Genomic DNA, 12849 nt, shown 5'->3' with positions numbered 1-12849 from the left:
TCTGTTTTGTTCTATTAGACCGGTAATGCACTCTCTAATGACGTAGTTTTTACGCCTGACCAATTGGACGCACGAGCCAGTTGCGCGACAATCGTCGCCATTTTCGGTCTGCTTCGGGCAAAGAGGCGGCAATGGCGATTCGGGTAGCGGGCCTGATTACGCCCGCCAGGCGGATTCGTTCGGCGGAGTCGCGGCTCCGCGCCAAAAAAAGAAGCCTGTTTGCGGCAGGCTTCGGAAGTACTACTCGGAGTTCCGCGATCAAATCGCTGGCAGGATCATAGGGCCCGTTCGTGAAAGGACCGTGAAAGTCCGACAGGTTTGCTGAACGATCCGCGTCAGAGGTCGAAGAACACCGTTTCGTCCGCGCCCTGCATGCGGATATCGAAGCGATAGATCACGCGGCCGTCCTGTTCGCTGCGCTTTGCGATCAGCGTTGCGCGCCGCGACTCGGGCACTGATGCGAGGACGGGATCGCTTGCGTTCGCCGCGGCTTCGTCGTCGAAGTAAATACGCGTGAACGCGTGGGTCAGCAGTCCGCGCATCGTGACGATGACGTCCAGATGCGGAGCCTCGTCTGCGTTGGCGCGACCGGGCTTGACGGTTCGCACGATGAAGCGCTTCTGGGCGTCGGTGCCGGTGCCGACGCGCGCGAAGCCGCGAAAGCCGCTCCGCGCGATATCTTCGCGCGTGGCCGGGTAGCCGCCGTCTCCGTCCACCTGCGAGAACTCCAGCATGGCGTCGTGGACCGCGTTGCCGTCGCCGTCGTACACGTTGCCGATCAGCGTGATGTGCTCGCCGCGCGTTTCCGGCGCGACGAGATCCGCGGTGAAGAGACTCTTCAAGTCGAAGTCGTATTGCTGCGGGCAGAGGCCGTAGGCGAAATACGGGCCGACGGTCTGCGAGGGCGTTTCCTTGTGTGCCATGGTTCAACGCTCCGTGGGGGTCTGATTGGGGCCGCGCAGCACGATGTCGAACTCGTAGCCGAGCGCATAGTTCTCTTCGGTGACGTCGAGCGTGAAGCGCGAGATCAGGCGGTCGCGCGCCTGCTCGGGCGTGCCCTGGAAGATCGGGTCGTAGGCCAGCAGCGGATCACCTGGAAAGTACATCTGCGTGACGAGGCGCGAGCCGAAGTAATCGCCGAACAGCGAGAAGTGAATGTGGTTCGGCCGCCACGCATTGGGATGATTGCCCCAGGGGTAGGCGCCCGGCTTGATCGTGAGGAAGCGGTAGCGGCCTTCGTTGTCGGTAAGGCAGCGGCCCGCGCCGAGGAAGTTCGGGTCGAGCGGCGCGTCGTGCTGGTCCTGCTTGTGGACATAGCGGCCGGCGGCGTTGGCCTGCCAGATTTCGACCAGGGTATTGCGCACGGGCTTGCCGCCGACGTCGAGTACACGTCCCGTCACGATGATGCGTTCGCCGAGCGGTTCGCCGTTGCGCGCCGCGTTACGGGTGAGATCGTGGTCGAGCGGGCCGAGATCTTCCGCGCCGTAGACGGGCGCGCGCTGATCGCGCAATTTTTCCTTTAGTGGAATTAGCGGTCGCGTCGGTCCGCGCTTGACCGACGAACGATATTCCGGATGGATGTACGCGGGGTGCGAATCGAAGTCGCGCGGCGACAGGATGGACTCGTCCATGGGTGTCTCCTCTGAGGATTATGGGGAAGCGGGCCGCACGCCGGGCAGATGATGCGTGCAGACGTCACGACTTTATCCAATCGGGAAAGTTATGCAAAATGATGTTTTCTCGCATCTCGTATAACGGATCGTTATGCAAACCCGGCTCGCGGACGCCCGCGTCAAGTTTCGGCACCTCCAGTGCTTTCTGGCGGTCGCCCAGTTCGGCAGCGTGCAGCAGGCGGCGGAGAGTCTCTCGATCACGCAGCCCGCGGTATCGAAGACCATTGCCGAGCTGGAGTCGGTGCTGGGCGTGCGGCTCTTCGAGCGCGGCCGGCACGGCGCCATCCCGACGCGCGAGGGGCAACTCTTCATGCCGCACGCGAGCGCGTGCGTGAGCGCGCTGCGCCACGGTGTGGAACTGCTCGCCCGCGATGAAGGCGCCGTGGCGGCGACGCTGGACGTGGGCGTGCTGCCGACCGTGGCCACCGATGTTTTGTCGGGTGCATTGCGGCGCTTCGCCGTGCAGTGGCCGCGCGTGAGCGTACGGCTTTCGACGGCGGCCAACGCGGAACTGCTCGAGCGCCTGAAATCCGGCGCGATCAGCTTTGCGATCGGCCGTCTCGCGGATCCCGAGCGCATGGTCGGCCTGAGCTTCGAACTGCTCTACAACGAGCCGCTCGCCGTCGTGGTGCGCGCGGAGCATCCGCTCGCGCAAGGCGGCGGTTTTCCCGCGCAGCTTGCGCAATATCCGCTCGTGCTGCCGCCGTTCGGCACGCTGATCCGCCAGGCGGCGGACAGTCTTCTGTCGGCCTGGGGCGCGCAGACCTTGCCGGCCTTCGTGGAAATGCTCTCGGTGTCGGTGGGCCGCTCGCTCGCGCTCGAGAACGACGCGGTCTGGTTTGTGCCCGCCGGTGCGGTCGAATACGACCTGCGGCAGGGCGCCCTCGTGCGTTTGCCGCTGCCGTCCGGAGGCGGCGAGGAGCCGGTCGGGCTGATCCTGCGCACGGATGCGCAGCCTTCGCCGGCCGGGCGTGCGTTGATCGAGGCGGTGAAGGGCGCCGCGCGCGAGCGCACGGCGCGGTCGGCGGATGAACAGGAGGGACGGCGCAGGCGAAGCAAACGTGGCGCGGCGAAGGCTGCGGCGCCGGGCGCTCGCTCGCCTGCTCGTCCGCCCGCGCGCCCGCGTTAACCGGCGACGTCGGTGCTCAGACGTCGGCGGGCTTGATCCGGCCGCGCGCCGCTTTTCTTGCCGGTGGCGCAATCTGTGCCGACGCGCCGGGGGCGGTGGCGCTGGTGGCCATCCAGAGCACTTCGGCGTCTTCCTGGCTCGTGGAGATGGCTGCGTGACCCGTACGGCTGTCGAAGTAGAGGCTGTCGCCGGCTTCGAGATGGGTGGGGGCGTACAGCTCCGAGTAGAGGCAGACGCTGCCGCTGATCACGTAGAGAAACTCCTCGCCCTCGTGGCGCCCCCAGTCGTCGAAGGCATCGAGCGAGTGCGCGGTGATGCGGATACGAAACGGCAGCATCACCTTGTGAGCCAGGTCCGTGGCGAGCAGTTCCATCTGATAGCCGCGATAGGCGTGCCGCTGCCCGGCGCCCCGCCGCGTCAGTGCCCGGCGGCCGCCTGCGTTGAGCTTCGGCACCGAGCCGAACAACTCGCCCAGGTCGATCTTGAGCCCGACGACGATCTTCTGGAGAACGTCGAAAGTGGGCGACATGTTGCCGTTTTCGATCTTCGAGAGTGTCGAGCGCGACACGCCGCACAGCCGGCTCGCGGTATCGAGCGTCAGGTCGTGTGCGAGGCGGGCGGCGCGTACGCGGCGGCCGAGGTCGGGGGCGGTCGATCCGGCGGGTGGGCTGAACGTGGTATCCATGGGGAGCGCATCGGAAACGCCAGGGCGGCGCATAGGTTTCCGATATTACCAAACCCGCGATGTCCGGAAACCTCGGCCGTTCGGCCGATGTCTCTGCCGGCGTGGTACATGAACGTACCCAACGATCAGTGCCGAGGCTTTTCAATAATTGACGATATTAATTAACAGTATTTAAACCTTTCCCGGGATTTCTCATTTATCTTCAGGAAGTTTCATCGGATTTCCATTTTTGAATAGTTCTTCGAACTGCGTCCGGACGCCGCGCTAGTGGCCGGCGTTATCACTATAAGATTTATACCGGATGATATAGATCAAATGGGGAGAGAATCATGAATGACGAACGCCTCGAATTGTTATTAGCCATATCGCGCAGGACGCTCGGCATCGACAGCTTCGAGTTGACAGGCAAGCAGACGCTGGACTTCCACGTCGTGAATGCCGAAGACCTTGGACGCGCACTGGAGTCGGCATACGACGCCGGGCTGCTCCTTGGGCACCGCATGGGCCGTGCGGAAAATGTTCGGCGCGTCTGATCGGCTTGAGCCGGTATTGAGAGTAATTTTTATTGCTGCGGTATAGCCTCTTTGGTTAGTTCGTTTGTCTAGAAACCTGATCGAATGTTTGCATATGTTTTCATATTGAATTACGTGCGAACAGGGGCTTTCGTCGATCGTTTCTTGCCGCCCGATTTTCGGTGCGGCGCTCCACTCCGCCATTCGCTTCAGAATTGCATCTCCGCCGGGAATTTCTGAAAGGAAACTTTCCGTCAAACCGTGCCTTGTCGGTGGTCTATCCAGCTTGCATTGGCCGTGATCCCTATGGCCTTGCGCGTGCGACTGGTGGGCGTCACCCGGCTTGTCGCCTCGTCGGCCCGCGTGTATAGTCGGCGAACCTGAATATGTTTCTTATCGGAAATTAAGGGCTCGCTATGGACGCATCACGAATTCTTGCCGATCTCGGCATTCTCGAACACGCTGGCGCAGGCGATATCGAAGTTCGGTCGCCCATTTCCGGGGCAGTGATCGGCAGGGTGGCAAGCCACGCGGCGGCCGACGTCGACGCGACGCTTGCTCGTGCGCACGGCGCTTTCCTCGCCTGGCGCGACGTCCCCGCGCCGCGCCGCGGCGAGCTGGTCCGGCTGCTCGGCGAGCGGTTGCGCAAGCACAAGCACGCGCTCGGCAGTCTCGTGTCGCTGGAGGCCGGCAAAATCCTCCAGGAGGGGCTTGGCGAGGTGCAGGAGATGATCGATATCTGCGATTTCGCAGTCGGTCTTTCCCGCCAGCTCTACGGCCTGACGATCGCCTCCGAGCGCCCGGGGCACCGCATGGCGGAGAGCTGGCATCCGGCCGGCGTGTGCGCGATCATTTCCGCCTTCAATTTTCCGGTCGCCGTGTGGTCGTGGAACGCAGCGCTCGCGCTCGTCTGCGGCGACGCCGTGATCTGGAAGCCTTCCGAGAAGACACCGCTCACGGCGCTCGCCGTGCAACGCCTGATGGACGACGTGTTGCGCGAATTCGGCGATGCGCCGGACGGTCTCGTTTCGCTCGTCGTCGGCGGTCGCGAAGTCGGGGCGCAACTGGTTGCCGATCCGCGCGCGGCCATTGTCAGCGCTACCGGCAGCACGGACATGGGGCGCGCCGTCGGGGTTGCCGTGGCGCAGCGTTTCGGCCGTGCCATCCTCGAGCTTGGCGGCAATAACGCAGGCATCGTGACGCCCAGCGCCGATCGCGAACTCGCGTTGCGCGCGATCCTGTTTTCGGCAGTGGGCACCGCGGGGCAGCGGTGCACCTCGCTGCGGCGTCTCTTCGTGCATGAGAGCGTCTATGACGACACGGTGAGCCGGCTCAAGCAGCTCTACGGCAAGGTTCCGATCGGAAACCCACTCGAGCCGCGTACGCTGATGGGACCCCTGATCGATCGCCAGGCGTTCGAGCGCATGCAGGACGCGCTGCAGCGGGCGCGGGCCGAAGGCGGCAAGGTGGCGGGCGGCGGCCGGGTGAGCGTGGCGGGCCTTGCGGAAGGCTATTACGTGGAGCCTGCGCTGGTCGAGATGCCGGCGCAGACCGATATCGTGCTTCAGGAAACCTTCGCGCCGATTCTCTACGTGATGAAGTATCGCGACTTCGACGAAGCCATTGCGGCCAACAATCGCGCATCGCACGGTCTGTCGTCGTGCGTGTTCACGACCGACCTGCGCGAAGCCGAGCGTTTCGTCTCGGCCTGCGGCAGCGATTGCGGAATCGCGAACGTGAATATCGGACCGAGCGGCGCCGAGATAGGTGGTGCGTTCGGCGGCGAGAAGGAAACCGGCGGCGGCCGCGAGTCGGGTTCCGATGCGTGGAAGGGCTATATGCGGCGCGCGACGAATACGGTCAATTATTCGTCGGCGCTGCCGCTGGCACAGGGCATCGATTTCAGGCTCGATTGACCCGCAGTTTCCTTCTGGAAAAACGGCGTCGCGTGAAAGCGCGGCGCCTCGACGCTTACGACACCAGCCTTCGCAGCGGGGCCGTCGGCCAGCCGTGCGGCCACCCATGCAGGGCGAAGAACCATGCTGCGACCCATGACGCGGCTACCACGATCAGATCGCACCGACCGCTCTTCCACCAGTTCAGGGAATGCCGCTGGATGACCCAGGGCACGCCGAGCGGATTGGGCCAGTCCGCGAGCAGATGGATCACGCCTCCGCAGGCAAAGCCGAACACCGGCGCAGCCGCGGGCAGATGGCCGAGCTTCTGCCAGGACCAGACGAGCAGCGCGATCCAGCCTATACCCCAGTGCGTCAGCGTGCGATGCGTGATCCAGAGCTGGCGCTTCTTGCGCCACCATGCGACCTCCAGCCAGTCCGGCGCGGAACCGCCTGCCGCGCCGGCAATGAAGGCAAGCGCCGCATAGAGATGCCAGGGCCCCTCCGCGTGCTGATGCGTGACCATGGCCGTGGCGATGACGCCGGCCGCCCAGCCGGTCGCGTGATGTGCAGGGCCTGATGCCATGAAGCGGAGTGTGCGAAGTCGAAAGGGCGCACATCTTCTCAGATGCGGCGCTGTTATGACAGGGGAATCGACGATCCACGCGGCAGCGCGCAAGCGCCCAGACGATCGCCGGGCCGGGGCGTGTGTGTCTCAGGTCGTGCAGCGCGCCACGTCGAAGCGCAACTCGGGTTCCGGCGGGTCGTCGGACGACGAGGCGCCGCGCGTCACGCTGATGACCGAGCCATATCCCGAAGGTGTGAGCATCACGAAGTACGATGCGTCCGAACCGGAGCCCACGCTCAGTTCGGTCGCGTTGCCGCTCGTCGATTCATGGACGCGCGGCAGCCGGTCCTCAAGGCAGCTTGCGATCGACTCGGGCGAACGCGCCGAGGAGGCGTAGATCATCTGCTCGCTGTTCGCGGCGGCGCCCGGGTGCGGCGTCGATCCGCAGCCGGCGATCAGGACGAGAGGCGAAGCGGCAAGCAGGCATCGAAGAAGGGGTTTCATGGGCGGCAGATCGATCGAATAGGCGGCGAATAGGCGGTGAGTAGGCAGCGGTGAGCGCGAACCAGTATAAGCACGCTGCGCGGTGCGGCACGTAAGAAGATGCAACAGGATGTGCGGCAGGCGGGAAGCCTGTGCGCCGGAAGCGGCATGCTCGAAAAAAAACGCACATGCGGTTGTGCCGCATGTGCGTTGCGTGAAGAGTGGGCAAGACGGCGGATCGCGCCGTCTGCCTGATCGCCGTGGCGATTAGAAGCGGTGACGCAGACCGACCGTTGCGGCGACCTGGTTGGCCGTCGACGACGGAGCCAGCGAGTTGATCGCTGCGACGTTCTGAACAGCGGCGCCCGTGGTGGGGTCGATGCCCAGGTAGCCCGAAGCATGCTGGTACACGCCAGCCAGGTACACGTCGGTACGCTTGCTGAGCGAGTAGTCCGTGCCCAGTACGACGGTTTGCCACTTCGGCGACTGCGTGCCGGCGCCGGTCACGGTGCCGTCGGTGAACGTGTACGAGCCCGTGAGCGCGAGAGCCGGGGTCAGGTGGTACGCGCCGTTGAGTTCGTAGTTGTCGAGGTGCAGGTTCAGACCGCCCATGCCGCCAGCGGAAACGCCGGCGCTCTGGAGGGTGCCAATGCCGTCGATCTGCGAATGCGTGTACACGAAGCCCACTTGTGCCGGGCCGTACGTGTAGTTCACGCCTGCGCCGTAGGTACGCTGCAGAACTGCCGCGATGTTCGTGTCGTTAGCAGCCGCCGCCGCGCCCGTCGAGTTGTTCAGGCTGCCCGAGTTGTTCAGTTGCGAGTAGCCGGCCGCGAAGTTCAGCGGGCCATTGCCGTACGAAGCGCCAACGCTCCATGCGCGGCCGTTCGCGAAGTTGCCTGCCTGGTTGCTGAAGCCGTACTGGCCGCCGAACTGGAAGCCCGAGTAGTTCGCGCTCTGGAACTTGACTGCGTTGTTGATCGAGAACGACTGATCAAGGTTGTCGTTGTCGAACGGGTGAGCGGCGAGGTTGTTGCCGTAGCCCTGGCCCGCTTCCGACAGCGGCGACAGGTAGTCGACGACGGAGTCATACTGACGGCCGAGAGTCACCGTGCCGTACTGGTCGCTCTTCAGGCCGACGTAGGCTTGGCGGTTGAACAGGCTGTTGCTGTTGTAGAGGCCGCCGTTGTTGATGTCGAAGCCGCTTTCCAACTTGAAGATCGCCTTCAGACCGCCACCGAGGTCTTCAGAGCCCTTCAGGCCGAAATAGGTGTACGAGAGGCCGCTGCTGCTTTGATTCCACGTGCTGTGGCCGCCAGCATTGTTGGCGTACAGGATACCTGCGTCGAGCGAACCATAAAGGGTGACGCTGCTTTGCGCGTGAGCGCTCATTGCAAATGCACCGAGAACGCCAGCGAGGATGAGGGTTTTTTTCATGCTTTCTAACTCCGAACAGTACTTGGGAATCACACGGCCGCGAAAGAAGCGGGCACGGCACGTGGTCTAACGATTCGGAGCAGAGTTTATTCTGGTAATCCCCAGCATTCGCGCCGACTCGCGCAACAATACTTTCTCAATATTGTAGGAATCGCATCAATGCGCGTAAGTCGCTGGGGATAAAGGGATTTTCTATTCGGGAATAAGTCGGGAAATTTCGTGTCAACAATTATTTTGTTGCGTGAGTGCCACGTTTCGGGACTTCTAATACGATTTGCATCACTGGATAACGGCACGATTTTCCCCGAGATTCAAGCCATTTTGCGAAATGAACTATTCCAGCTTATGCGCTCGAAGCCCCGACTGGCGGGCGGTAAAATAGTTCCGCCCCTTGACCAGGGGTGATCTTTTTTCATCTGTTTCAGGCGGCCTGTGGCCGCTTTTTTCTGCCTGTCGATATTGAACTATTTTTAGTTCAATTGAAAATGAAACAGATTGTTACGGCGGATCGCGAGACATTATTAATAGGCGATTAATCCAGCGCATGGCCTCGACTTCAATCGACCGGCCGGTGCTTTCTTGCGGGTAAAATCCAGCTCTGGCCCCTGGAGGGGCCTGCTGTGAAGAACCAGACCGAACCCGCCATGACCGATTCCTCGCCTGAAATGAGTTCCAACCCCCTTAACGACGACGTTATCGGCGACGCCGAAGTGTGCGAGCAACCGCGCCTGTGGCGCAAGGATGGCTGGACCGCGCGCGTGATCAAGAACGAGGACGACGACGGCTGGGCGGTCGAAATGATCAAGGCGGGAGAAGCGGAGCCGGCGCTGGTCGGGCCGTGGACCATGGGGCGCGACAAGAAGAATCCCAAGCCGCTTGACACGGCGGCGTTCAACACGCTCGTGAAGACGGCTTCGGAAGTGCTGCGCCGCCATGAGCAGCAGTTGCACGCCATGCTTCACAAGCGTGTGAGCATCTGCGTGGAAGAGGGCGAGGTGGATGTGACCCTCGAGATCGTGCCCGACGAATACGAGCCCTATGCGGTACTGACCGCGCTCGACGCCTTTGGCGAGCAACTGGCGCAGCGACGCGTCGCTGCCGGGTTCAAGCTCACGAAGTCGCGCGCCGAAGAGTGGGCCGAAGGCGGTTTCGACCGGATCGGCTAATGTCCGCTCCCTGCTATTCGCTCACTCCTGCTGACAGAAGATCGCGGTGAGCATCGGCCCCGCGTGGTGGACGATAGCTGTATTGCCCGATTCGGTGAGGGCCGCCTGGACCTTCGCCACGCTGCCGAACACCACGGCCCCGTAGGCTGAGCGCGCGATTGGCGTGCCCTTGCCGGTGCGAAAGAGCGGGTCGTCCTGCTGGAAGCCGACGACCGCGAACACGCTGAATCCATAGGCCGTCATGTGCTCGCCGTGCACCGGCCAGAATGCGTTGATCGAATTGCTTTCGACCCTTGAAGGCGTTGGCTCGATCAGCTTCTGGTCGATCAGGCCCGAGATGAAGTCGTGCGCAGACTCCTGGCAGGTCAGCGATTCGTCGAGGGCGGCCGCGTGGCCTGCGAGCGGCAAGGCCGCGAGCAAAAGGGCTGCGAGAAGGAAGCGTTTCATTGGAATTCTGGCAAATGCGCCGCGCCGTCGCTCCGCCGATGGCCCGCTATGGCCGGAACGGCGCCGCGGCTCATCTCGCGCGGTGCGGCAAAGGGATGCACTGTACGCGTGTTCGCGCAATTTCGCTTGTCGCGCTGCGGCATCGGCGGACCTCCCGTCCTGTCAGACTGACGCGGAAATTCCGCGGATTGCCCGTGGGAAGCGGGTTGGAACGCCGGAAAATCTGCAAGTTTTTTGGAAGGCGTATATATTTCACGGTTATGACTGGAAAAGACCAACCTGCGAAAGCGGTGCCGGGGGCGGTGCCGCTTCCGCGCACCTGGGACGCGCGCGCCGCCCGCTGGCTCGTGACGCCGCTCGTGCCCACCCGCGTTACGCCAAACCATCTCACGACCCTGCGCCTTCTGATCGGGCTTGTCGGGGCTTTCTATCTGGCGCGCGGCGATTTTCTGCACGCCAATCTTGGCGCGTTTTTAGTCGTTTTATCGAATTTTGTTGATCATACCGATGGCGAACTCGCGCGGATCAGCGGTAAAACTAGCCGGATCGGCCATTTCTACGATCTCGCCGCCGACGCCATCGTCACCGTCCTGCTGTTTCTCGGCATGGGCTGGGGGCTGGGCGCCCAGGCAGCAATGGGCCATGGCGTCGGCGACTGGCGGGTGCCGCCGGCCGTGCTGGGCGGCATCGCGGGCGTTGCGGTCGCGGTGATTTTTTTCCTGCGCATGCGTATCGAGGAGATGGCCGGCAAGGCGGGCACGCAGCAGGCGTTCGTCGGCGGCTTCGAGACTGAGGACGTTCTCTATTTGTTGCCGCTCGTCACGCTGACCGGCGTGGTTTCGCCATTCGTCGTGGCAGCCTCTATCGGGGCGCCGCTTTTCGCCGTCTGGGTCGTGGTGGACTATTGGCGCGTCATGCGTCGCAACCGGCCCGGAAAGGATACGAATCAAGCCTGGATCAGCAGATGAGTGTGCAAGCAGAACAAGAAGAAGTCGTGGCATCGCCCGTTCGCGGCCATGCGAGCGGGGCCGCGGCGTCCGGCAACCCGGATGGTGCAGTCGGCCGCGCCCTGAATCCGTTGAACGTCGCGCAGTTGCGCAGCGACTACGTGCAGCAGGGCTCGTTCCTTTATCTCTCCGAGTTTCTTCCCGCCGACGCGACACAGCAGCTCGCCGACGCCGCCAATGCGCTGCTTCCCGAGGTCAACCGCAACTATCTTCCGGGCCACAAGGCCGGCGGCAGCGTGAGCCGCCACACGATCGACCGGCTCGCGCCGTACATCGCCGAGCTGTATCGCTCGCCGCAGTTGCTCGCCTGGCTCGAGAAAGTGACGGGTGATCGTCTGCAGCTTTCGCCGGAAGACGATCCGCACGCCTACGCGCTGTATTACTACACGCGGGCGGGCGACCATATCGGCTGGCACTACGACACGTCCTATTACGACGGCCGCCGCTACACGATGCTGCTCGGCGTGATCGACGACTCGTCGTGCCGCCTCGACTACGAACTGCACACGCGCGACGACAGCCAGCCCGACGTGCCCGGCTCGGTGCAGTATCCGCCGGGCGCGCTCGTGCTTTTCGACGGCGACAAGCTGCGCCATCGCGTCACGCCGAGCGCCGAGGGCGAAGTGCGCGTTTCGCTCACGTTCGAGTACGTGACGGACCCGAACATGCGTCCGTGGCGCCGCTTCATCTCGAACATGAAGGACGCGATCGCGTACTTCGGTTTCCGCCAGGTGTTCCGCAGGGCCTTGCTGGGCGCGCGTGCCGCCGCCGGGAACAAGGCGGGAGACTCCGTGTGAGCCGTGTCGCCATCCTGCTGCTGTCGATCGGCACGGCACTCTTCATCGCGCTGCTCGCGTGGCAGGGGCTCGGCTCCGTGACCGGCGCACTCGCGGCCGCCGGCTGGGGGCTCGTGCTCGTCGCCGCGTTTCACGTCGTGCCGCTCGTGTTCGATGCCGCCGCCATTGCGGTGCTGTTCGGCAGGGATGCGCGCGTCGAGCCGCGCGACGCGCTTTTCGCGCGCTGGAGCGGCGAATCGGTCAACAGCCTGCTGCCGGCCGGCCAGATCGGCGGTCCGGTCGCGATGGTGCGCCAGCTCGCGCAGCGTGGCATGGCCATGCGCGATGCCGCCGCCGCCATCACGGTCAGCACCACGCTGCAGGCCGTCGCGCAGATCGTTTTCGCCGTGTTCGGCATTGCGCTTTTTTCGATCTACGCCGCGAACAGCACCCCGAACGGCGCGCCGCGCGATCTCGGCGTCGCCGCGCTGATCGCGACCGGCGTGCTCGCGGGTCTCATCGCCCTCTTTTACGTCGCGCAACGGCGCGGCCTGTTCGGTCGCGCGATGCGTCTCGCTTCGAAGGTACTCGGCAAGCACGACTGGTCGTCGCTCGCCACGCGCGCCGACGCCGTCGATGCCGCCGTCAGGTCGCTCTACGACGAGCGCGGCCGCGTGGCGGCGAGCTTCGCGCTGAGCTTCGTCGGCTGGCTCGTGGGTACTGCCGAAGTATGGCTCGCGCTGCGCTTTCTCGGCCATCCCGTCGGCTGGATCGATGCGCTTCTGCTGGAGAGCATCGGCCAGGCCATCCGCGGCGCGGCCTTCGCGATTCCGGGCTCGCTTGGCGTGCAGGAAGGCGGCTATCTGCTGCTTGCTCCGCTCGTCGGCTTGCCGCCCGAAGCCGCGCTTGCGCTCTCGCTCGCCAAACGCGCGCGCGAAATCCTGCTCGGCCTGCCGGGCCTTCTGTATCTGCACTTCAGCGAAAGAAGCTGGCAACGCCGGCGCGCTGTTCGCGTGGCCGCCGTCGAAATCGCCGATTGACCTCGCTGTTTGATCTTCTTCTCCCAAGGAACGT

Annotated in this window: 14 protein-coding genes; 7 read left to right on the top strand and 7 right to left on the bottom strand. The window is 63.8% G+C overall.

The window, feature by feature from the left end; translation table 11 throughout:
• Positions 1-335 precede the first annotated feature (335 nt).
• Both pcaG and pcaH read right to left on the bottom strand, forming a co-directional pair.
• Positions 336-923, bottom strand: coding sequence for a protocatechuate 3,4-dioxygenase subunit alpha (gene pcaG, locus WJ542_RS19940; protein ID WP_411191169.1), 588 nt, complete (start codon positions 921-923; stop codon positions 336-338).
• 3 nt (positions 924-926) lie between these two features.
• Positions 927-1631, bottom strand: a complete 705-nt coding sequence (gene pcaH, locus WJ542_RS19935) for a protocatechuate 3,4-dioxygenase subunit beta (RefSeq protein ID WP_411191168.1) — start codon at positions 1629-1631, stop codon at positions 927-929.
• A 133-nt stretch (positions 1632-1764) separates the two neighbouring features.
• Here pcaH and pcaQ point away from each other — a divergent pair, with 133 nt between their 5' ends.
• Positions 1765-2802, top strand: coding sequence for a pca operon transcription factor PcaQ (pcaQ, locus tag WJ542_RS19930; RefSeq protein WP_411191167.1), 1038 nt, complete (start codon positions 1765-1767; stop codon positions 2800-2802).
• Positions 2803-2818: 16 nt separating this feature from the next.
• On the opposite strand, the gene WJ542_RS19925 is transcribed toward pcaQ, so the two are convergent.
• Positions 2819-3487, bottom strand: coding sequence for a helix-turn-helix domain-containing protein (locus tag WJ542_RS19925; RefSeq protein WP_411191166.1), 669 nt, complete (start codon positions 3485-3487; stop codon positions 2819-2821).
• Positions 3488-3816: 329 nt separating this feature from the next.
• Here WJ542_RS19925 and WJ542_RS19920 point away from each other — a divergent pair, with 329 nt between their 5' ends.
• The gene (locus WJ542_RS19920) at positions 3817-4020 is read left to right on the top strand and encodes a DUF6900 domain-containing protein (protein WP_411191165.1); all 204 of its coding nucleotides are present in this window, start codon (positions 3817-3819) and stop codon (positions 4018-4020) included.
• 395 nt (positions 4021-4415) lie between these two features.
• Entirely contained in the window at positions 4416-5915 is a 1500-nt protein-coding gene (amaB, locus tag WJ542_RS19915; RefSeq protein ID WP_411191164.1) for an L-piperidine-6-carboxylate dehydrogenase, read from the top strand.
• Positions 5916-5970: 55 nt separating this feature from the next.
• Here amaB and WJ542_RS19910 read toward each other — a convergent pair whose 3' ends face one another.
• The 3 genes from WJ542_RS19910 to WJ542_RS19900 form a co-directional block, all read right to left on the bottom strand.
• The gene (locus tag WJ542_RS19910) at positions 5971-6480 is read right to left on the bottom strand and encodes a metal-dependent hydrolase (RefSeq protein ID WP_411191163.1); all 510 of its coding nucleotides are present in this window, start codon (positions 6478-6480) and stop codon (positions 5971-5973) included.
• Positions 6481-6609: 129 nt separating this feature from the next.
• Entirely contained in the window at positions 6610-6966 is a 357-nt protein-coding gene (locus tag WJ542_RS19905) for a sugar ABC transporter ATPase (protein ID WP_411191162.1), read from the bottom strand.
• 246 nt (positions 6967-7212) lie between these two features.
• Positions 7213-8379, bottom strand: a complete 1167-nt coding sequence (locus WJ542_RS19900; RefSeq protein WP_411191161.1) for a porin — start codon at positions 8377-8379, stop codon at positions 7213-7215.
• Positions 8380-9044: 665 nt separating this feature from the next.
• On the opposite strand from WJ542_RS19900, the gene WJ542_RS19895 reads away from it, so the two are divergent.
• Entirely contained in the window at positions 9045-9545 is a 501-nt protein-coding gene (locus tag WJ542_RS19895; RefSeq protein WP_411192501.1) for a hypothetical protein, read from the top strand.
• A gap of 21 nt (positions 9546-9566) precedes the next feature.
• Here WJ542_RS19895 and WJ542_RS19890 read toward each other — a convergent pair whose 3' ends face one another.
• Complete coding sequence (locus WJ542_RS19890; RefSeq protein WP_411191160.1) at positions 9567-9992, bottom strand: hypothetical protein; 426 nt, start codon at positions 9990-9992, stop codon at positions 9567-9569.
• A 260-nt stretch (positions 9993-10252) separates the two neighbouring features.
• Here WJ542_RS19890 and WJ542_RS19885 point away from each other — a divergent pair, with 260 nt between their 5' ends.
• From WJ542_RS19885 to WJ542_RS19875, 3 genes are read left to right on the top strand one after another with little or no spacing between them, the layout of a single operon-like run.
• The gene (locus WJ542_RS19885) at positions 10253-10960 is read left to right on the top strand and encodes a CDP-alcohol phosphatidyltransferase family protein (protein WP_411192500.1); all 708 of its coding nucleotides are present in this window, start codon (positions 10253-10255) and stop codon (positions 10958-10960) included.
• Positions 10957-11796, top strand: a complete 840-nt coding sequence (locus WJ542_RS19880; RefSeq protein WP_411191159.1) for a HalD/BesD family halogenase — start codon at positions 10957-10959, stop codon at positions 11794-11796. Before WJ542_RS19885 ends, WJ542_RS19880 begins: the two co-directional genes overlap by 4 nt.
• The gene (locus tag WJ542_RS19875; RefSeq protein ID WP_411191158.1) at positions 11793-12815 is read left to right on the top strand and encodes a flippase-like domain-containing protein; all 1023 of its coding nucleotides are present in this window, start codon (positions 11793-11795) and stop codon (positions 12813-12815) included. Before WJ542_RS19880 ends, WJ542_RS19875 begins: the two co-directional genes overlap by 4 nt.
• The last annotated feature ends 34 nt before the right edge of the window (positions 12816-12849 follow it).

Source organism: Paraburkholderia yinzeri (assembly GCF_046581065.1).
GTDB lineage: Bacteria > Pseudomonadota > Gammaproteobacteria > Burkholderiales > Burkholderiaceae > Paraburkholderia.
This window is presented reverse-complemented; position numbering and strand designations above follow the sequence as displayed.

Coding starts and splice junctions, on each gene's coding strand:
- pcaG (WP_411191169.1), bottom strand. CDS start 923: ATGGCACACAAGGAAACGCCCTCGCAGACCGTCGGCCCGTATTTCGCC.
- pcaH (WP_411191168.1), bottom strand. CDS start 1,631: ATGGACGAGTCCATCCTGTCGCCGCGCGACTTCGATTCGCACCCCGCG.
- pcaQ (WP_411191167.1), top strand. CDS start 1,765: ATGCAAACCCGGCTCGCGGACGCCCGCGTCAAGTTTCGGCACCTCCAG.
- WJ542_RS19925 (WP_411191166.1), bottom strand. CDS start 3,487: ATGGATACCACGTTCAGCCCACCCGCCGGATCGACCGCCCCCGACCTC.
- WJ542_RS19920 (WP_411191165.1), top strand. CDS start 3,817: ATGAATGACGAACGCCTCGAATTGTTATTAGCCATATCGCGCAGGACG.
- amaB (WP_411191164.1), top strand. CDS start 4,416: ATGGACGCATCACGAATTCTTGCCGATCTCGGCATTCTCGAACACGCT.
- WJ542_RS19910 (WP_411191163.1), bottom strand. CDS start 6,480: ATGGCATCAGGCCCTGCACATCACGCGACCGGCTGGGCGGCCGGCGTC.
- WJ542_RS19905 (WP_411191162.1), bottom strand. CDS start 6,966: ATGAAACCCCTTCTTCGATGCCTGCTTGCCGCTTCGCCTCTCGTCCTG.
- WJ542_RS19900 (WP_411191161.1), bottom strand. CDS start 8,379: ATGAAAAAAACCCTCATCCTCGCTGGCGTTCTCGGTGCATTTGCAATG.
- WJ542_RS19895 (WP_411192501.1), top strand. CDS start 9,045: ATGAGTTCCAACCCCCTTAACGACGACGTTATCGGCGACGCCGAAGTG.
- WJ542_RS19890 (WP_411191160.1), bottom strand. CDS start 9,992: ATGAAACGCTTCCTTCTCGCAGCCCTTTTGCTCGCGGCCTTGCCGCTC.
- WJ542_RS19885 (WP_411192500.1), top strand. CDS start 10,253: ATGACTGGAAAAGACCAACCTGCGAAAGCGGTGCCGGGGGCGGTGCCG.
- WJ542_RS19880 (WP_411191159.1), top strand. CDS start 10,957: ATGAGTGTGCAAGCAGAACAAGAAGAAGTCGTGGCATCGCCCGTTCGC.